Origin of the sequence: Candidatus Phytoplasma pini (genome assembly GCF_007821455.1) — a bacterium.
Classification (GTDB): domain Bacteria; phylum Bacillota_I; class Bacilli_A; order Acholeplasmatales; family Acholeplasmataceae; genus Phytoplasma; species Phytoplasma pini.
This window is the reverse complement of sequence record NZ_VIAE01000001.1, coordinates 33,047-53,716: the sequence shown is the minus strand read 5'-3', so window position 1 is coordinate 53,716 and position 20,670 is coordinate 33,047. Positions and strand designations below refer to the sequence as shown.

Here is a 20,670-nt window from a genome sequence, read left to right as displayed (position 1 = left end):
TTAAAAAATAAGATAATAGAATAAAATATCAAATTGAATCATTTTTTAATAATTCTTTATATTGTTGCAGATATTTTTTATATTTTTCTTTTTCTTCTTTTATTTTTGCAGAAGAAGCTTTTTCTAAAAAATATGAATTATTTAAAATTTTTTCACTTCTTTGGATTTCTGATAAAATATTTTTTTTTTGTTTTAAAATATCATTTTCTAGATTGATATTTTTTAATTTTGATAAAATATCTTTATCTATAAAAAGAGAGATGTTTTTTTCAGAAAATAAAACACAGTATTTTTTATTAGGTGTTTTAAATTTTATCTCAATATTAGAAATTTTGAAAAATTTTTTTAAAATAGGTAATAAAGGAATACAATTTTCTATTTTTTTTTGAGAAGTTTTTATGTATAATTTAAAAACATCATTTTTATCAACTTGATAATTTTTCCTAAAATTACGCATACGTATAATTAAATTCTTTATAGATTCAAAATATACTAGATCTTTTTTATTATTATAATTGATTTGTGGCCAATTAGTATTTATAATTGATTTTTTTGTTAGTTCATAATAAATGTTATTAGTTACAAAAGGAATAAAAGGATGTAATAATTTTAATATTTGTTCCCAGATATAAAAAACAAATTTTTGAGTATTTAAATTATTATCTTTGTTTTTAAAAAAATGTTTTAAAAATTCTAATCCCCAATTGGAAAAATCTTCCCAGATAAAATGATATAATAAATGACCAATAATATTAAATTCGTATTTTTCATGCAAAAGATTAACTTTTGTGATTAGTTGCGATAATTGAGATAATAAAACTTTTTCTGGTAATAATAAAATTTTTTCTTGAAATAAAGTATTGTTTTTTTCTGTCAAAATATTTGAAGAAATATTTAATTTAATAAAACGACTAATATTCCATACTTTATTAATAAAATTACGACTAGCTAATAATTTATCTTTTTGAAAAGACAAATCAGAACCATTAGATACGCTTGTCGATAAATACCATCTTAAAGTATCTGTTCCGTATTGATTAATAATTTCCATCGGATCAATAACGTTTCCTTTGGATTTCGACATTTTTTTTCCATTTTCATCTCTTATTAAACCATGTAATAAAATATTTTTAAAAGGTATTTTTTTAGTTAAATTTATACTTTGTAAAATCATTTTAGAAACCCAAAAAGTTAAAATATCATATCCCGTTACCAAAACATCTACTGGAAAATGTTTTTGGAAAAGATTTTTATCATCACCATTCCAATTCAAAGTGCTTAATGGCCATAAAGAAGAAGAAAACCAAGTATCTAAAACATCTGAGTCTTTGATGAATTCTTTACCTGGGTTTTCTTTTTGTACTTTAATTTCATTATCTTTGTACCAAACAGGAATAGGATGTCCCCACCATAATTGTCTTGAAATACACCAGTCTTTTAAATTTTTTAACCAATTGTTGAAAATTTTTAAAAAACGAGCAGGATAGAAATTAATTTGATGTTTTTTTAAAACCAAAAGTGTTAAATCTTTAGTTTTTAAAAACCATTGTAAAGATAATCTAGGTTCTATTTTTGCATTCGAAATACTAGAAAAACCTACATCATGTTGATAATTTTCTATTTTGGAAATCAAATTTTTAGAAATTAAATCAGAAATTAATTTTTGACGACAATTATCAGCATCTAAATTTTCATATTTTCCAGCTATTTTTTTCATTTTTCCATCAGAGTCTATACAAAGAATATTTTTTAATCCATATTTTTGACCGACTTTAAAATCATTTTCATCATGAGATGGAGTTACTTTAACTACTCCAGATCCGAAGTTCATATCAACGCTTGTATCACTAATAATAGGGATTATATTTTTAGTATCAGGAACTAATACTTTCTTCCCTATTAAATGTTGATAACGAAAGTCTTGAGGATGTACCATTAGAGCTTGATCAGCAAAAATAGTTTCAGGACGAGTAGTCGCTACTTCTAAAAAAACATTATCTATATTGTTTTCTACAGAAATTATAAAATATTTCAAGTAAAAGAGTTTATCTTGAATTTTTTTATAATTTACTTCGATATTAGAAATAGTTGTTTTTAATATAGGATCCCAATTAATAATTTTGTAATCACGATAAATTAAACCATCATGATAAAGTTTGATAAAGACTTTTTCGACTAATTCACTTATATCAGAATCTAAAGTAAATTTTTCTCTTTCATAATTTAAAAATAATCCCAAAGCATTCCATTGATTATGAATTTTGTTTGTATATTTGTCTTTCCAAATAGAAGCATATTTTAAAAAAATTTTTTTAGTAATGTCCTGTTCTTTAAAATTTTCTTTTTTTAATTTTTCTTTTATTTTATTTTGAGTTGCGATGCCTGCATGATCTATTCCAGGAATAAATAATACATCAAAACCTAACATTTTTTTTCTTCTTATGATAATATCTTGTAAAGTATTATTCCAAGCATGTCCTAAATGTAATTTTCCTGTAATATTAGGAGGAGGTAAAATGATAGTAAAAGTATTTTTAGATTTTTCTTTATTTTTAATGTTTTCTGTAAATTTATTTTTATATTTATTATTTTCTACTGATTTAAAATCGTATTGACTTTTCATATAATATTGTGTTTATCCTCTTATTTTATGATATTTATTAATTTTTTCATTTATTCAAAAAATATTTATTTTTAAATAATATAAGGAATATTGAAATAAAAATTTAATTTTATATTGTGATTTTTTTAATAATCATGAATATAAAATTAAAATATACAAAAAAAGAACAAAAATTTGCTTGTTTTTATTTATGTTTTTAAACGCATGAAATCAATTATTTCTTTTAATCCTTCTTTAGTTTTACAGGAAAATAAGTACACGATAGGAATTGAATGAGTAGTTAAATCATGTTGAAGTTTTGTTTGAATTCTTTTTTTGTGATTAATAATTTTATTTTTTATAACTTTATCTTTTTTATTTAAAATTACAATGGGTGTTTGGTTATATTGTCTCAATTGTTGATTTATAAGTAAATCTAAATCAGTTAGTCCTATTTTAAAATCTATTAATTGAAAAATATATTTTATATAATTATTCTTTTGTAAAAAAACACTAATAATAGGAAAAATATTTTTTTGGAATTTTTTTTTTTTGGAATAACCATATCCAGGAGAATCGATTAAATAAAAATCATTTTCTACCAAAAAATAGTTTAATGTACTAGTTTTTCCTGGTTTTTTAGAAATGAAAGCTAATTTTTTATTATTTGTTAAACTATTGATAAATGAACTTTTTCCGACATTACTTCTTCCAATTAATAAAATTTCTGGTAATAAAGGTAAAGGACGATCTTCGATATTAATAATACTTTTTATAAATTGAGATTTTTTAAACATAATTTTAAAATGCCTTTTTGAAAAATATTATTAATATATTTTAAATCGAATAAGAATTATAATGAATTTTGGAATCATAATAAATCTTTTTTTATTTTTTTAAGATCTTATATTATAAGAGATTAATATTCCTGTCTTTTTGACAAAAAAATTAATTTTGATTTCTATTTTTAAAACTTAAATATAATAAACTTTTTAATATATATAAATATATTTTATCATAACTGAATTTCATAACTGAATTTATTTTAAAGAAGAGTAAGATATTAAATATATTTATACAATCAAGTAGGTTATTTCAACTTATTTTTTAATATAAGTCAATAGTTTATTTATATCAATTAATATATTTTATTTTTTTTTGATGGTAATGTATCATCGTTTTTTGATTTTTTTTATATTATATTTTTTAAAATTAGTTATTATCATAAAATATTTCATTATCATAAATACGTGAAATTTATTTTTATTTTTAAATGAAATATTATAAATTTATAATTATAAAAATATATTTTTGTATATTTTTTATGATAAAATTTAAAATAGTGATTGTATTTATAAATTTCAATTTCATATTTAACTATGAATTTTTTGAAAATCTAAAAAAATTATTTTTTTCATTTGATATAAAAAATATTGGAGTAGTACTCAAGTAGGTTATAAGAGGCGTCCCTGCTAAGGACGTAGTCCATAAATTGGTGCAAGGGTTCGAATCCCTTCTACTCCGCCAAAACAATTATTGATTATAATAAAAGAAATAGTACAAAATATGTTTTATTAAATAATAAATTTATAATATTTCATTTAAAAATTATAATAATTATTTTTTTTAATAAAAAAAGACATTTAATAATGTCTTTTTTTATTTTTTGTATTATTTGGAAAATATTTTTTATTTTTTTTAAAAAATATTAATATTAATAATAATATTATTATAAATATTATTCCAGTTGTAACATTATTACTAGTAGTAGCGGAATCATCTGATTTTGTATCAGGTATTGTATCAATTTTTGATTTTATATCGATGTATTTTTGTGTAATATCTTTAATACTAGATTGTATTTGTCCACTATTTTCTTTGTCTAAATCATTTGCTCCAAGTATGCTTTGTTGCGTAGAATCGAAAAGTAATTGTAAATCTGAAAAAATTTTTGAATCTATTTTTTGTGTTGAATCAGCAATTGAATCATTTGTATTCTTTATGAAAATTAGATCATCGTTTAAAAGCGAATTAAAATTATCTTTAAATATGTCATAAAAATTTGAAAGTATAGAATTTAAATCTTTAAATTTTGTTGTTTCACATTGTAATTTATCTATGTCGTTATCATTAATGTTTTCAAAATTATTATTTGTTTTGGATTTTAAATCTTTTATTTTAATCGGTATTGTTGCAAAAGGTTCTTCTTGGTTTTTCCATAGACTGCTATTATCTATTTTTAAAAATATTTCATTAATTTTTTCTTTAATTCCATTTGTGTTTGAAATATGATTTTTTATCGAATTTAATTTTTCTACGTTAAAGAAAATACTAATTTTATGCTTTGTATCTTTTATTTGTGTTATTAATTTTTCAACATCGTCTTTTATTGTCGGATTTTCTTTTATTCGAGCTAAAACATCTTCAATATCTTCTTCTGTATCCTTTGGAGAAACTACTTCTTTAATTGCTAAAATTGTATTTATGTTTTGGTTTTTTAGAGAAAATAAAACTAAAAAAAGAAATAAAAATAATAATAATAATATTTTTTTTATTTTATTTTTTAACATTTATTAAAAATTAACACCTTTTCCTTTTATTTTAATAAAATTTTTTGAAATTTATTATTTTTATTTATTTTATTAAATAGATTTTTAACTTAAATCAAAATAAAATAATATAATATAATAAATTAATTTAATTTCATAAATAATAAATAAAATAAATTATTCTTATAAAGAAATTTTTTTTGCATTGCAAAAAGTTAAAATAGAATAAGATAATAATCTATATTATCAAGAATTAAACAAAGAAAAAATTATATTTTAAGATAGTAAAAAATTAAATTTTGAAATAAATTATTTTAAAAAATTTTAATATTAATAAATATAAAATATAAACTACAATTATTTTGGTTGCATAATAATCTATTCATTCAATATATAATCATATAATCGCAATTATTTTAATTATATAATAATCTATTATAAATTTCAATTAGTTTAATTTTGATTTAATCAAAATAAGATTTTGTGAATTTTAATTTTTTTTCATTAATTTTTAAAAATATTATAAATTATAAAAATTATAAATATTATAATAATCGATAACCGTTAAAAGTTCTATTTAGTTCGTGGGATGTATTTAATTTATATTTTTTATTATTATACATACAATATATATATATATATATATATATTGCTATATCTTTATTTTTTGTAAAAAAATAAAAAAGTAGGAAGTTGATAAGATGATATGAATAATAATGATTTTCGTTCTTTTTTTCCGATTTTCAAAAAAAATCCTAAATTAATTTATTTTGATTCTGCAGCTACTTCTTTAAAGATAGAAGGAGTTTTGAATTCAATTATTCAATTTTATCAAAATAATGGTATTTCTTTAACTAATTATAATTTTTTATCAAGCGAAAATATTCAAAATATTGTTTATACTAGAAAAAAAACAGCTTATTTTCTTAATGCTTCTTTTGAAGAAATTATTTTTACAAAAGGGACTACGGAATCTTTAAATATAGTCGCTCAAATGTTAGAAGAGTTTCTTAATCCTGGAGATGAGATTATTACTTCGGAATTAGAACATAATTCTTCTTGGTTGCCTTGGCTTAAAATAGCTAAAAAAAAACAAGCAAAATTAGTTTTTATTCCTTTAGATGAACAAAATAAAATTACATTTGATAATTTTAAAAAAGTTTTATCAGAAAAAACAAAAATTGTTGCTTTAACTCATGTTTCTAATGTTTTTGGTTACGAAACCCCTATTCGTCCTATTGCTTTATTGGCTCATGAAAAAAAAGCTTTTGTTATTTTAGATGCAGCTCAGTCGATAGGCAAACAAAAAATTGATGTTAAAGAATTGGATATAGATTTTATGGCTTTTTCAGCACATAAAATGTATGGACCTTTTGGCGTAGGAGTTATTTATGGTAAAAAACATCTTTTAAAAAAATTAAATCCTTTTTTTGTGGGCGGATCTAATAGTCTTGTTTCGGATAAAAATTTTTTCAAAAATGATCTTTTGTTTAAAGAATTGCCTTATAAATTCGAAGCTGGTACTCCTAATATTAGTGGGATTATTTCTTTTGTCAAAAGTATTGAATTTATCCAACAAATAGGTTTTGAACAAATTCAAAAACATAATTATTATATTACTCAAACTTTAATTCAAGAATTAAAGTTTCATTTCCCACAGATTCAAATTTATAATCCTGATACAAATAAAGGTCCGATTCTTTTTAATTTTTTATCTATTCATCCTCACGATATTGAAAGTTTTTTGATAAATAATCATATTTATTTAAGAACAGGGAAACATTGTTCTGATTTAATAATGCAAAAAATTAAACAATCAAGTGCTATTCGTGTTTCTATAGATATTCATAATAATATAGAAGATATTCGTATTTTTATTTTATCTTTAAAACAAATGTTAGATATTTTTATTTAATTTTTATTATTATTTTTTGATTTTACGTAATAAATTTTTATCTTTTTTAAAAAACCACTTATTTTAATTTTTCAATATATCATTTTATGCACAAGAAAATTATTTTTTTGAATAAAAATAATTTTGTTTTTGGTTATTATTTTTTATGAAATTCATTGTATAATATAGTCGTGTGTTTGTGTATTTATATGATATATTTTAAATTTTTTGAATATTACTAAAATTTAGGATTTATTTGGATTTATTTTTTGTTTCTATTTTTTTGTTAAATTCGAAATTTGTTATCTTTATTTTTAAATTTTGTTTTAAGATTTCTTGAAAATAAAATAATATAAACAAAGTACATAAATCATAAAAATTATTTTTATTTTAAAAAATATGAATAAAAATTAGATTTTAAATCGTAATCATGTAATGAATTGTTAAAATTAAAGAAATTTTTTGATATTTTTATATTAATTTTATTTGTTTTTTAAAAACTTTCTTAAAAAATTTATTAAATAATTAATAAAGATTAATAAAAAAATAAATAATTTAAATTATAATTTAAATGTTTCAAAAAAAGATTAACGAAAGAAAGGAATTGCATCAATGAAAATTAAACCATTAAATGGAAATATTGTTCTTAAATATAAAGAAGAAGAAAACACAACTAAAGAAGGTATTATTTTAAATTTAGATAGTCAAAAACAAGATTCTGTTGGTGTTGTAGTTTGTTTTGATTCTGAAGATGATAAAATTAAAAAATCAGGTATAAAATTGAATGATAATGTAATTTATAAAAATTACTCAGGAACTAAAAGTAAAATTGAAGGTCAAGAATATTTGATTGTTAAATTTGAAGATATTCTAGCTATATTAAATCATTCTAATTAAAATAAATGATTTTCAGTTATTTAAAATATTATTTTTTGAAATAAAAAAGAAAAATATATGATTTAAAAATATAAAGGAGTTAATTAAAATGGCTAAAAAGGTTATTTTTGGAAAAGAAGCTAGAAAAGAAATTTTAAAAGGCGTAAATGCTTTAGCAGAAACAGTTAAAATTACTTTAGGTCCTAAGGGTAGTAATGTAGTTTTAGAAAAACCATATGAATCTCCTTCTATTATTAATGATGGGGTTTCTATTGCAAAAGAAATAGAATTAAAAGATGCTTATCAAAATATGGGTGCTAAGTTGGTATGTGAAGCAGCTATAAAAACCAACGATGATGCAGGAGATGGCACAACAACAGCTACTATTTTAGCTCAAAATATGATTCAAAAAGGTTTTAAATTTATCAATTCAGGTTATAAAGCAGTTTCAATTAAAGAGGGTATTTTAAAAGCCTCTAAAGAAGTGGCTAAAAGACTTTTGGAAAAATCTAAACCAATAGAAACACAAGAAGATATTGAAAATGTCGCTTCTATCTCATCAGGCCAAAAAGAAATAGGCAAAATTATAGCTGATGCTATAGAAAAAGTAACAAAAAAAGGCGTTATTAGTGTTGATAAATCGCAAGGTTTTAAAACTGAATTAGAAGTAATTCAAGGTATGCAATATGATAAAGGCTATTTATCTCCTTATTTTGTTACTAATAAAGAAAATATGTCAGTAGAATTAGAACAAGCATCTATTTTAGTTACTGATCATAAAATTAGCAATATTCAAGAAATTAGGCCTTTATTAGAAGATATAGTAAAAAATTCAACACCTTTATTAATTATTGCTGATTCATTGGAAAATGATGTTGTTAGTACTTTAATTTTTAATAAAATGAGTGGTATTTTTAATATTGTAGCAACTGATGCACCAGGATTCGGCGATAATCAAAAAGATTTTCTTCAAGATATAGCAGCTTTAACACAAGCTACTTTTATTTCAAAAGATTTAAATATGAAATTACAAAATGTTAGAGCAGAGCATTTAGGCAAAATTAATAAAGCAATTGTTAAAAAAGATAAAACAGTTTTAATAGGCACTGAAAAAACAGAAATTTTAAAAAATAGAATTAAAGAAATAGAAATACATATTCAAAAAGCAACTAGTGATTATGAATTAAAAAATTTAAAAACACGTTTAGCTAAATTATCTGGTGGAATTGCAATTATAAAAGTTGGAGCAGCTACAGAAGCAGAATTAAAAGAACAAAAATTAAGAATTGAAGATGCTTTAAACGCTACTCAAGCAGCAATTGCTGAAGGTATTTTAGTCGGTGGCGGGAAAGCTTTTATTGAAATTTTTAATGATTTAAAAGATGAACTAAAAGATGAAAATTCTGATGTTCAAAAAGGAATTAATATTGTTTTAGATAGTTTGTTAATCCCTTCTTATCAAATTGCAGAAAATGCAGGTTTCGATGGTGATTCTGTGGTTAAAGAACAGTTAAAACAAAAAGAAAATTTTGGTTTTGATGCTAAAGAAGGAAAATATGTTGATTTATTGAAACAAGGAATTATTGATCCTACTAGAGTATTAAAACAAGCTATTTTAAATTCGTCTTCTATTGCTGCTATAATTATTACAACAGAAGCAGCTGTAGCGACATTTAAAGATAAAAATAATGATAATATTTCTTCTTCGATGCCGAATCCTAATGCTTTATAATAATTAAAAAATTAAATTTAAATATAAAATAAAAGTTAGTTTTAAATAACAAAATTTTGATATTTCATAATTTTGGTTAAAATAAAAACTAACTTTTTTATTTTATTTAACAAAAAATAAAATAAAAATATAAAAAAACAATAAAATGTCCTATAATTAACTATAGGAATTGTTTTTTACGTATTTTATTTATTTATTTTTTTGTTAAATAAATTATGAGAAAGTTTCTTAGGTTTAAGAAGATATATGAAATTAATTTTGCGATATTTAAAAAAATATAAAATGTTGTTCTTTCTGAACTTAATATCTGTAATATTTATTATTTGCGGAGAAGTTTTGATATCTTTTTTTATAGGGAAATTTATTCTTAATCAAGAACCAAATAATAATATTCAGTTTTCGAAAATAGTTATTTATTTGATTTTTTTATTAGTTTTAGGTATTTTAGGTAATTTGATTATGAGCTATTGTTCAGCAAAATTATCTTCTTTAATTTTTAAAGATTTAAGTATAGATTTATTCCAAAAGATTCAAACTTTTTCTCTTGAAGATATACAAAAATTAGGTATTTCTAATATTATGCACCGTAGTGTTTTTAATGTTTATCAAATTATGAGTTTTGTTTCTTCTTTTTATAGAACAGCAATTGTAGCTCCTATTACTTTAGTGGTTAGTTTGATATTGATGTTTTTCATTTCTCCTTATTTATCATGTAGTGTTTTTTTTATTGTACCTCTTTTTTTAGTTATTTTGTTTTTTATTATGAAAAAAAATTATAGATTATCTTTAAAACAACAAGAAAAATTAGAAAGCATGAATTCTATTATTAGAACTAGTATTAAAGGTGTTAAAACAATCCGAATTTTTAATCAAGAAAAAAATGAAGAAAAAAAATTTAATAAGATTAATTTAAATTATAATAACTTAATTATTAAATTATTTTTGTCAGTATTTTCTATTGAACCTATTTTTTATTTATTGGTTAATGTATCTGTTATTTTAACTATTGGGTTAGGAGTTTCTATGTTAAAACCAGTAAAAAACATTAACATAGGAGATTTGTATAATTGCATTAATTTACAATATAATATCTTATTTTCTATTTTGAATTTATTATTATTATTTACGATGTTGCCAAAAACTTCTATTGCGATAAAAAAAATTCAAGATTTATTAAATATTGCACCTGCTATTAAAAATAATTTTAATTTACAAAAATTAGCATTTTTAGACAAAAAACCTTTAGATAAAATAAAAACTTTAGAATTTAAAAAAGTTTTTTTTAGATATTCTAATTTGTCTCATTATACTTTAGAAGATATTAATTTTAAGGTTCGCAGTTCAGAAATAATTGCTTTTATAGGGTCGACTGGTGCTGGAAAAACAACTTTAATTAGTTTAATTCCTCGATTAATGGATCCTACTCATGGGATAATAGAAATAAATGAAAATAATATTTTAAATTATGATTTAAAAGAATTAAGAAATAAAATTAGTTTTGTTTCTCAAAAAAATATTTTATTTAAAGGTACTATTTTAAGTAATTTATTATTTAGCAAAGAAGATGCAACGCCGAATCAAATATTAGAAAAATCCAAAATTGCTCAGTCATATGAATTTATTCAAAATAAAGAACATCATTTAAATGAACCTATTAGCGAGTTAGGATCTAATTTGTCTGGTGGCCAAAAACAAAGACTTTCTATAACTAGAGCTTTATTAAAAAAACCCGATGTTTATATTTTTGATGATTCTTTTTCTGCTTTAGATTATCAAACAGATTTAGCAATTAGAAAAGCTTTTTTTAGCTCTATTAAAGATGTGATTGTTATAATAGTAGCTCAAAGATTATCTTCTGTTTTAAATTCTGATAAAATTGTGGTTTTAGATAGAGGAAAAATTGTAGATATAGGTAATCATAAAGAATTAATACAAAGATGTTTTATTTATCAAAAAATTTGTTTGTCTCAAAAAATAAAAGAGGTTGTCTAATATGATTAGATTATTTTTTTACTTAAAACCTTTTAAAAAAAAAATTATTAATAGTATTATTTTAATCTTATTATTAAATATTGTTTCTTTATCGATCCCTCTATATGAAGGTAAATATATTTTTAATTTTATAAAAGAACATTTGGATAATAATAAAATAGATACTGAAAAAACTGAAAAATTTATAAAAATGATTTATTTAAGTTTGTTTATTAATTTTTTATTATATTTTATTGCTACTTTAGGTAAGTTTATTTATAATAGATTATTAATTCCTTCTATTCATAAAGGTATTAAAAATCTTCGTGAAGATTTATATAAAAAAATTAATAAATTAACAATAAAGTATTTTGATCAAAATACTGTTGGTAATATTATAAGTACTATGACAATTGACGTTGAAATTTTATCAAATGGTTTACAACAGACTTTTGCTTCTTTGATTTCTTCTTTTTTTAGTATTAATTTTTTAGTTTTTTTGATGTTTTACTTAAATTGGCGTTTAGGAATTATTATTTCTTTAATGATTCCTTTATCTCTTATGACTATTTTTATTATTAATAAAAAATCTCGTAATATTTTTATTCAAAGATTTGAAATTAATGGTGAATATAATGGTTTTTTACAAGAAAAATTAACTGGGCAAAAAGAAATTATATTATATAATCAACAACAAAATGTTATTAAAGATTTCAAAAAAATTAATCAAAAATTATCACAAACTATTTTTAAATCTAATTTTTCTTCTGGATTAGCATCGCCGATAACAAATTCTTTTACATATATTATATTAACAGTTATGTTTGTATTAGGATATTTTTTGTTACAATCTCAAGATGAAATTAATAAAGTTACAATTTTATATAAATTAGGTTTTGTTGCAATTAAAATAGGTACTTTTCAAGCTTTTATTCAATATATTTGGCGTTTAGGTAATCCTATTAATGAATTAAGTCAATCTTTTGTTGTTTTACAATCTGCTAAAGCTGCTTCGCAACGTATTTTTATTTTTTTGTATGAAACAGATGAGAAAGAAAATCCAGAACCTTTAATTTTAGAAAAAACTCAAGGGAATGTTGTTTTCAAGGATGTTTGTTTTGGTTATCGCAAAGATCATTTAATTCTGAAAGATATGAATTTATTTGTTGCTAAAAATCAAATGGTAGCTATTGTAGGGCCTACAGGTTCCGGAAAAACAACTTTAATTAATTTATTAACTCGTTTTTATGATGTAAATTCAGGTAATATAACTATTGATGGAATAGATATTAGAAATTTAAAAAGATCTAATTTAAGACAAATTGTTGGTATGGTGTCACAAGATGTTTGGTTATTTCCTGGAACTATTTTAGACAATATTAGATATGGTAATGATCAAATAACAGATGAAAAAATAATTGAAATAGCTAAAAAAACTAAAATTCATGATTTTATTATGGAAAAAAAAGATGGTTACAAAACAGTTTTGAGCGAAGAGACTGATAATTTATCTCAAGGAGAAAAACAATTAATTACTATTGTTCGTGTTATTTTAAGAAATCCTAAAATTTTAATTTTAGATGAAGCTACTTCTACTATTGATACTAGAATGGAAATGATTTTTCAAGAATCTATTCAAAAATTAATTAAACAAAAAACTTCTTTCATTATTGCGCATCGTTTATCAACTATTGTTAATGCTGATATTATTATATTTTTAAGAAATGGTTGTATTTTAGAACAAGGAAAACATTATGAATTATTGCAAAAAAAAGGTTTTTATTATGAACTTTATCAAAGTCAATTTGCAAAATAAATTTTAAAATTTAAAAAAATTAAATAAAATAAAAAATAATAATTAATCGATTTAGAAATTATTTTTTTTAGATTTTCATATTTTAATATTTATAAATTTATGTTATTTTATTTTTGGAATCTTTTTTTATGCAAAGGGTATTTGTGAATATAATTCATGGGAAAATGAAAAAAACACATATTTAAAATAATGATGTTTATGAATGCGGAATGCGAAAATGTTTACTTATTAAAAAAAATCGAACCAAACATTGAGATTCATAATTAACTATAAAATATGAAAAATAAAGGTAAATCAATGTTAAACGAAATAAAAACAGAAGAATTAGTAAAAAAATTTTTTACTAAAAATATTAATATAAAAAATTCTTTTGTTTATACTTCCAATTTTATTGTAGAAAATATGTTAAATGCTATTCGTTATGAAGATAGAAATATTTTCAAAAACATATAGATAATTCATGCGTAAAAGGTATTTTTTTAGTAGAAATAGTACAAAGATATATATAAAATTGCTAGGCAAAAATATTAATTTCAAATATTGTTGATGATTTAGAAACTTTTATTCATGGAATAGAAATAGATTTTTTACTCATAAAGAGTGTGTTAATAATTTAAATAAAGTTTAATTCCGAACGATATAATTCAAAAAGTTCATTGGGATCTTGTTAAAGATAATGCTTTAAATGTTAAAAAATTTAATCACAAAATGGATTATGTTGTCGGTAATCTTCCATATATTTGTATTCATGATTTAAATAAAAATATAAATTATATAAAATATAATTTAACAAAAAAATGATTGATTTATATTTAATTTTTTAATTAAGTTTTAACATTGTTCATAATAAGGGATAAATTATTTACATTACATCTATTCTTTTTTTACTTCTCGATCAGTTAGTGATTTGAGAAATTATTTAATAAACAATAAATTTTTAAAAAAATAATTAATTTTAATCCTTTGGAAAAAAATTAAAATTTATCCTACTATTACTTTGTTAAGTAAAGTGAATTTTAAATTAGAAATAAAATATTATGAATTTGATCAAAAACAATTATTTAGAAAATAAATTCATTTCTACACTTCAATATCAAGTTTTTTTATTAATAATTGTTTTTATTTCGGTAGTTTAACACAATTACAAAAATTTAAAGAGATTGTGTTAATTAAAACCAATCCTTTTATTAGATTATGAAAATGGAATATCATACTAATTTCGATTCTTTTTGTTATGATAATGATTATTCTAGGTTCATTTATCAATTAAGAAATCAAGATTTCTCAAATGCAAAATAATAAAGTTTTTATAAATTCAGTTCTTTAATTCCTTCTGAAAAATATTATTTTCATTTTATTAAAAAATATTAATTAATCAAGAATTTATTGAATATTGAAAAATGATACGAAAAAACAAAAATGGGCAATATTATTTTTTTCTACTAATGATTTATATTTATATATTTTTTATCAAATTTCTAAACAATATCAAGGTTATTAGGATGATGAAAGATAATAAAAATATAATTTTATTTATAGGATGTAATTAAGGTTATTAGTGATTCATTTAAATTTGTTTCCCAAGATAACAATAATAATCGAATATATTTCTCAAAGTCAATAAAATCCATCAAAAAATCTCTAAACATTTAAAAATTTTTTTTGGTAAAAGCTATGATATTGAAAAAAACAGATATCAAACCAAAAAAGAGCAATATTAATTAGGAAAATATTATGATCAAAAGGTAGATATTGTTATTATTGATCTTCATAAAAACAAAAAAGTATTTTTTTAAACTTAAAAATTTATTTTAAATAGTTTTCAAAAAAATGCTAATAATTATTTTGAAAATATGTTATTCGAAACCGCTAATATTTAGACAAACAGTTATCATTATTTTATTCAAAAAAACTCCTAATTTTAATAATCATAAAATTAATTTTAGCGAAATTGATAAACTTTCATTAAAAAAATATTTCATCTTATCAAAAGATAATATTACTTCTTTTTTTCATATAACAACAAAAACATTTTTTTTAATCTTAAAAAATAATCTTGAAAAAAAGTATAAAGGTATTCGTACAAAAGAATATTATTATAATTGTTTTCAAGAAAACGATTTTCATTTTAGTGTTTATGATGAAATTAAAATTGAATTTGATAGAGGAGTTATTTTAAATAATTATCTTGATTTTATTCAACAAATCGATTATTTAATCAAAAGTTTTTAATTCAAAATAAATTTGAAAAAAAAGAATAAAACAAAAAAATTATTAAGCAATATGCTTATCAAAATTGTTTATTATGATCACAATTTTCATCAAAGAGTGAATATTAGATAGATAAATTGTTACAAAAAGTTAGCAAAAATGTTTATGTTAAGAATTATCCATATTTTATTATATTTTTTTATCAATGAACAATTATTTTGTTTCAATCAATTACAAATAATTACAAAATTTATTTTGTATATAATTATTTTAATTATTTTCAAAAAGTTGAAAAGCTTTATTCGTAGCAATGCGTCCTCGAGAAGTTCTTTTGATATAACCTTCTTTGATTAAATAAGGTTCATGTACTTCTTCTATAGTTAAAATTTCTTCTCCGATAGTAGCAGAGATGTTTTTAATTCCTACAGGACCACCATTAAATTTTTTTATTAAATTATTTAAATAATCATAATCTATTTCGTTTAAGCCATTATCATCTATTTTTAGTTTATTTAAAGTTTCTAAAGTTATTGCTTTTGTAATAATTTTATTAGAATAAATTTCTGCGAAATCTCTTACTCTTCTAAATAAACGATTAACAATACGGGGTGTCCCGCGACTTCTTTTAGCTAATTCTATCAAAGAGGTGTCTTCGATTATATTCTTATAAACAGAAGCTGTTTTTTTTAAAATTAATTTTAATTCTTCTTCTGTATAATAATCTAATTTGAGAATTAATCCAAAACGATCTCTTAAGGGGAAAGAAATTTGTCCGAATTTGGTTGTTGCTCCTATTAAAGAAAAAAAGGGTAGATTAATGCGAATATTTTGTGATTCTTCATTTTTACCAATTATAACATCTAAAATATAATCTTCCATTGCGGTATATAAAATTTCTTCTACATTTTTAGGTAAATTATGTATTTCATCAATGAATAAAATATCTCCTTTTTTTAAATTACTTAAAATAGCTGCTAAATTTCCTATTTTATCAATATTAGCTCCGCTCACTATATGGAAATTAACTTTTAATTCATTAGCAATAATTTTAGCTAATGTTGTTTTTCCTAAACCGGGAGGTCCATAAAATAAAAGATGATCTAAAGATTCTTTTCTTTTTTTTACAGCTTTTAAATGAATGTTAATTATATTTTTAATGTTATTTTGTCCTATATAGGATTTTAATGTTTGTGGTCTAATTAATTTTTCATCAAAATTTTGGTTTTTATAATTTGTGTTTTGTGTTTCTTTATTTTTTTTTTTATTCATTTTTTAAATTCCTTTTATTTTTCTCTTATTAAAATAAGAGCTTCTTTTAACATTAAATCTAATTTTTGGCTTGAATTTAATTTATAAATTATTTTTCCTATTTGTGTTTTTTTAAATCCTAAATTTATTAAAGCTTCTTGAATTTGTTCTTGTTTTTTATTTAATTTTTGTATTTTATTTAAATTTAATAAATTTTTATGAAGATGCAGAATAATTTGTTGAGCTGTTTTTTTTCCAATTCCAGGAAATTTAATGATATAATTAATGTTGCTTTGTTTTATAGCTTTTTGGGTTTCTTCAAAAAAGTCTATATTTGTCATCAAAATCGCACTTTTAACTCCTATTCCTGGTATAGAAATTAGTTTTTGAAAAAAATTAAGCATTTCGACTGTTACAAATCCATATAAAGCATGAATGTTTTCAGTAACATAAAAGTAAGTAAATAATTTAATTTCTTGGTTTATTTGTAAATCATAAGGATTTGTGAAATTAATAATATAACCTATTTGATTATTTTCTACAATAATAATATTATTTTTAATCTCTTTGATTGTTCCTTTAATATAATAATACATAAATTTATACGCCTCTTTTAATATTTTATATATTATATTATTAATTTTTACTATTTATTTTTTTAAAATATTTTTAATATAATTTTGTTTTGTGTAAAGGTTGTAATTTATGAGTTCAAAAAAAGAAAATATTTTAATTCAAGAAAAATTTAATAATGAAGATATTTTAAAAATTTTTTCATCATCAGATATTGTTCGAATTTTAAAAATTTTCGATAAAATTGATTTATTTAATGATTTTCAACAAAAAAAATTATTTCAAAATCAAGATTTTAGTAATGTTCTTAAAAAAGATAAATCACAAAAAACATTGATTTTTAAATTTAATCAGTCGAATATTGAAAATAAAGAGAGTATTTTGAATTTAAGTAATGAAATAATGCAAAATTGCGAAACTATTCCGATATTATTAAATTTAAAAAACGAAGAACAATTAATTAAAAAATTAAAACAAAAAATAAAAAAAAATTATTCAACAATTAATAGGATAAATTCAGATTTTGATAATAAGATAAAACAAAATAATCAAGAAAAAGACGAAATTTTAACAAATATTTTATTTTCAGAAAAGGAAACGACCAAAGAACAAAAAAAACAAGAAGAGAAACATTCGGAAGAACAAAATAGAATATTTATTAAAATAGAAAAAATACAAGATGATATTTATGCTTTATTTTATAAAAAAAATATTTTATGGAATCAAGATATTAATCAAAATAAAATTTTTACAAAACAATTACAGGAAAATATAGAGAAAAAATATCAATATGAATTAAATAAAATCGAAGAAGAGAAGAAACAAAAAGAAAATCATTTATTCGAACAAACAAAAAATATTAATGATTTATTTCAAAAAGAATTAGATCAACATAATAAAAATTTAGTTCAAAATCAAAATAAATATGATTTAAATAAAAAAAAAATATTTAATAAACAAAAAAAAATATTTTTGTTAAGACGAATAAATTATATTTTTTTTATTCTTAAGGATGGTATTATTGTAAACGAAAATAATTATCGATATTTGGTTTCTTTCATGAAAGAAATACAAAAACATGAATTAATTTATTTGCGTAATTTGTTTTTATGGCAAAAAAAATATATATATTTAAAAAATTTTAATAATTATAGATTAAATTTAATTGTTCTTGAAAATAAATTATTATCATCTCAATTTAAATTGAGAAATGAACATAATAATAATATTTTATATTTACAAAATAAATTAATTTATAATCAACAATTAAAAATAAATTTGGATTTAGAAAAAAAATTAAAATTGTTGCAAATTGATAATAATTATCAAAAGAATAAATACGAAATATTAAAAGAATCCGAGATAGACGAAATAAATTATATTTTTGACGAGAAACAAATTATTTTTAAAATAAAAATAAATAATTTAATGTTTCAAAAAGATTTGATAAATCTAAAATATAAAAAAAAAGCAAGAGAAGATTTGATAAAAAAACAATTAAGGTTACAAAAAATTCAAGTAAATTTTCAATATTTTCAAAAAATTATTCATTATCACGAGATAATTAAAAAAATCAAAAAAAAATTGATAAATTTAAAAAAAACTCAACAAAATCAATTAGATATTCAAAATATTTTATTTTATAAACAAAAACAAGATTTTTTACAAAAAAATTATGAAAAAAAAATTCAGATAGAACAATTTATCAAAGATAATATAATTAATGAAAAAAAATATTTTAATTATTTAATTTCATATATTAAATATATGAAAGATAAAAATTTACAACAAAATTATTTGTTTCAATTAATAAAACAAAAATATAAATCAATTTATGAAATTAAATTGAAAATAAAGAAAAAAAATTTTTTTTACGAAGAATTCACTAATATAAGTAAATTATGTAGATTATTTTTAAATAATATTCAGAAAAAACAATTTGATTATTTTATTTTTTTGCAAAAAGAAATTTTTAATTTAGAAAAATATTTTATTTCGAAAGAAAATTATTTACATGATAATATTTCTTCTTTTTTTGATAATAATATTTTATTTATAAGTAATTTAATGTTTAAAATTAAATCAAAATTAAATATTCAAAAAAATATAAATTTATCTTTTTTAGAAACCAAAATTAAAAATTATCAAAATTTTTTTGTTTTATTAAAAGAAAGAAAATCTTTGATAGAAAATAAAAAAATGAAAATAAATTTTTCACAAATTAAAATAATCCAAAAAATATATAAAAAACAAGATTTTTTTTTCAAAAAATATTGTTCTAAACAACAAAAAATATTATTTTTTTTACAAAAACAAAATCTAAAAGGCATTTTTAAAATATTTTTTTGGTTTAGAAAAAAAAAAATTATTTCTAATTGGTTTTATTTTTGGAAATATTTAGAATTATTAAATCATCAATTTAGTTCTCGATATGATTCTTTATTAAAACAATTTCCGTATGTTATAAAAAGTTTTCAACAAAAAAATCTGCTTTTTATAGAAAAATATAAACATGAACTTCAAGATTTATTCGATTCTTTTATTGATATTATTAAAGAAATTCACGAAATTAATATTCGTCATATTTTATTAGAACAATCAAAAGAAGAAAAAAAATTAAAAGATCAAATTGCTTTTTATCAACATTTAATTCGAAAACAATTACGAAAAATGAAAGATGAAATGAATTTGATTCAAATGAATTTAAATGATGCATTAAATGAAATAGAATATTTTTCTCAAAATGAAAAAAAAAAAATAATTACGATTAAAGATGTTAAAAAAAAAGATTTAACAAGTTCATTAAATAAAATTACCCATTTTTTTTTAATGAAAGAAAAACGGAAATTGACAAAATTAACAATATTAAAACAAAATAAAAAACAAACAGAAAAGAATGAATTATTTTTGTTAAACCGAAAACAAAACAAAATCATCAAAGATAATTATGTTTTGAAAAAAATGATTTCTAAAAAAAAAAGAAAACTTTATTTTAAAATAATTCTTTTGATATTAAAAAAAATATTTTATTCTTATATTTCAAAATTTTTATATCGAATTAAAAACATTAAAGATGTATTTAAATTTAAAAAAAATTATAATAGTAATATAAAAAAAATAAAACAAAAAATAGAAAAAGAAATTTCTTTATATAAAAAAATTAATATTTTTTAGATATATAAAAATTTATATGTTATT

General features: G+C 19.6%; 13 protein-coding genes and 1 tRNA gene. 9 read left to right on the top strand and 5 right to left on the bottom strand.

Features of this window, described 5'->3' with window-relative positions; all coding sequences use genetic code 11:
• Positions 1-28: 28 nt before the first annotated feature.
• A complete protein-coding gene (locus MDPP_RS00220) occupies positions 29-2,623 on the bottom strand; it encodes a valine--tRNA ligase (RefSeq protein WP_144658195.1) in 2,595 nt (864 codons plus the stop codon).
• A gap of 188 nt (positions 2,624-2,811) precedes the next feature.
• Positions 2,812-3,399 (bottom strand): ribosome biogenesis GTP-binding protein YihA/YsxC, encoded by a 588-nt coding sequence (gene yihA / locus MDPP_RS00215; RefSeq protein ID WP_144658194.1) that lies wholly within the window; start codon positions 3,397-3,399, stop codon positions 2,812-2,814.
• A gap of 638 nt (positions 3,400-4,037) precedes the next feature.
• Between yihA and MDPP_RS00210 the strand changes: the two genes are divergently transcribed.
• Positions 4,038-4,129: transfer RNA gene (locus MDPP_RS00210), tRNA-Ser, on the top strand.
• Positions 4,130-4,245: 116 nt separating this feature from the next.
• On the opposite strand, the gene MDPP_RS00205 is transcribed toward MDPP_RS00210, so the two are convergent.
• Positions 4,246-5,172: a hypothetical protein gene (locus MDPP_RS00205; RefSeq protein ID WP_144658193.1), complete on the bottom strand. Its 927-nt coding sequence runs from the start codon at positions 5,170-5,172 to the stop codon at positions 4,246-4,248.
• A gap of 685 nt (positions 5,173-5,857) precedes the next feature.
• Between MDPP_RS00205 and MDPP_RS00200 the strand changes: the two genes are divergently transcribed.
• The 7 genes from MDPP_RS00200 to MDPP_RS00175 all read left to right on the top strand — a co-directional run bounded on the left by MDPP_RS00200 (position 5,858) and on the right by MDPP_RS00175 (position 15,672).
• On the top strand, positions 5,858-7,066 hold the full coding sequence (locus tag MDPP_RS00200; protein ID WP_144658192.1) for an aminotransferase class V-fold PLP-dependent enzyme: 1,209 nt from the start codon (positions 5,858-5,860) through the stop codon (positions 7,064-7,066).
• Between the two features lie 591 nt (positions 7,067-7,657).
• The gene (locus tag MDPP_RS00195) at positions 7,658-7,942 is read left to right on the top strand and encodes a co-chaperone GroES (RefSeq protein WP_144658191.1); all 285 of its coding nucleotides are present in this window, start codon (positions 7,658-7,660) and stop codon (positions 7,940-7,942) included.
• A gap of 88 nt (positions 7,943-8,030) precedes the next feature.
• Complete coding sequence (gene groL / locus MDPP_RS00190; protein WP_144658190.1) at positions 8,031-9,653, top strand: chaperonin GroEL; 1,623 nt, start codon at positions 8,031-8,033, stop codon at positions 9,651-9,653.
• Positions 9,654-9,899: 246 nt separating this feature from the next.
• Positions 9,900-11,645 carry an ABC transporter ATP-binding protein gene (locus MDPP_RS00185; protein ID WP_144658189.1) on the top strand — a complete coding sequence of 582 codons (1,746 nt, stop codon included), beginning with the start codon at positions 9,900-9,902 and terminating at the stop codon, positions 11,643-11,645.
• A 1-nt stretch (position 11,646) separates the two neighbouring features.
• On the top strand, positions 11,647-13,440 hold the full coding sequence (locus MDPP_RS00180) for an ABC transporter ATP-binding protein (RefSeq protein ID WP_144658188.1): 1,794 nt from the start codon (positions 11,647-11,649) through the stop codon (positions 13,438-13,440).
• A 297-nt stretch (positions 13,441-13,737) separates the two neighbouring features.
• On the top strand, positions 13,738-13,893 hold the full coding sequence (locus MDPP_RS02140) for a hypothetical protein (protein ID WP_186390716.1): 156 nt from the start codon (positions 13,738-13,740) through the stop codon (positions 13,891-13,893).
• Positions 13,894-15,285: 1,392 nt separating this feature from the next.
• Complete coding sequence (locus tag MDPP_RS00175) at positions 15,286-15,672, top strand: hypothetical protein (protein WP_144658187.1); 387 nt, start codon at positions 15,286-15,288, stop codon at positions 15,670-15,672.
• Between the two features lie 249 nt (positions 15,673-15,921).
• Here the strand turns inward: MDPP_RS00175 and ruvB are convergent, their stop codons facing one another.
• Together ruvB and ruvA are read right to left on the bottom strand one after the other, a co-directional pair.
• On the bottom strand, positions 15,922-16,920 hold the full coding sequence (ruvB, locus tag MDPP_RS00170; protein WP_144658186.1) for a Holliday junction branch migration DNA helicase RuvB: 999 nt from the start codon (positions 16,918-16,920) through the stop codon (positions 15,922-15,924).
• Positions 16,921-16,934: 14 nt separating this feature from the next.
• A complete protein-coding gene (gene ruvA, locus MDPP_RS00165; RefSeq protein ID WP_144658185.1) occupies positions 16,935-17,495 on the bottom strand; it encodes a Holliday junction branch migration protein RuvA in 561 nt (186 codons plus the stop codon).
• 109 nt (positions 17,496-17,604) lie between these two features.
• Here ruvA and MDPP_RS00160 point away from each other — a divergent pair, with 109 nt between their 5' ends.
• On the top strand, positions 17,605-20,646 hold the full coding sequence (locus MDPP_RS00160; RefSeq protein ID WP_144658184.1) for a hypothetical protein: 3,042 nt from the start codon (positions 17,605-17,607) through the stop codon (positions 20,644-20,646).
• The last annotated feature ends 24 nt before the right edge of the window (positions 20,647-20,670 follow it).

Coding starts and splice junctions, on each gene's coding strand:
- MDPP_RS00220 (WP_144658195.1), bottom strand. CDS start 2,623: ATGAAAAGTCAATACGATTTTAAATCAGTAGAAAATAATAAATATAAA.
- yihA (WP_144658194.1), bottom strand. CDS start 3,399: ATGTTTAAAAAATCTCAATTTATAAAAAGTATTATTAATATCGAAGAT.
- MDPP_RS00205 (WP_144658193.1), bottom strand. CDS start 5,172: ATGTTAAAAAATAAAATAAAAAAAATATTATTATTATTATTTTTATTT.
- MDPP_RS00200 (WP_144658192.1), top strand. CDS start 5,858: ATGAATAATAATGATTTTCGTTCTTTTTTTCCGATTTTCAAAAAAAAT.
- MDPP_RS00195 (WP_144658191.1), top strand. CDS start 7,658: ATGAAAATTAAACCATTAAATGGAAATATTGTTCTTAAATATAAAGAA.
- groL (WP_144658190.1), top strand. CDS start 8,031: ATGGCTAAAAAGGTTATTTTTGGAAAAGAAGCTAGAAAAGAAATTTTA.
- MDPP_RS00185 (WP_144658189.1), top strand. CDS start 9,900: ATGAAATTAATTTTGCGATATTTAAAAAAATATAAAATGTTGTTCTTT.
- MDPP_RS00180 (WP_144658188.1), top strand. CDS start 11,647: ATGATTAGATTATTTTTTTACTTAAAACCTTTTAAAAAAAAAATTATT.
- MDPP_RS02140 (WP_186390716.1), top strand. CDS start 13,738: ATGTTAAACGAAATAAAAACAGAAGAATTAGTAAAAAAATTTTTTACT.
- ruvB (WP_144658186.1), bottom strand. CDS start 16,920: ATGAATAAAAAAAAAAATAAAGAAACACAAAACACAAATTATAAAAAC.
- ruvA (WP_144658185.1), bottom strand. CDS start 17,495: ATGTATTATTATATTAAAGGAACAATCAAAGAGATTAAAAATAATATT.
- MDPP_RS00160 (WP_144658184.1), top strand. CDS start 17,605: ATGAGTTCAAAAAAAGAAAATATTTTAATTCAAGAAAAATTTAATAAT.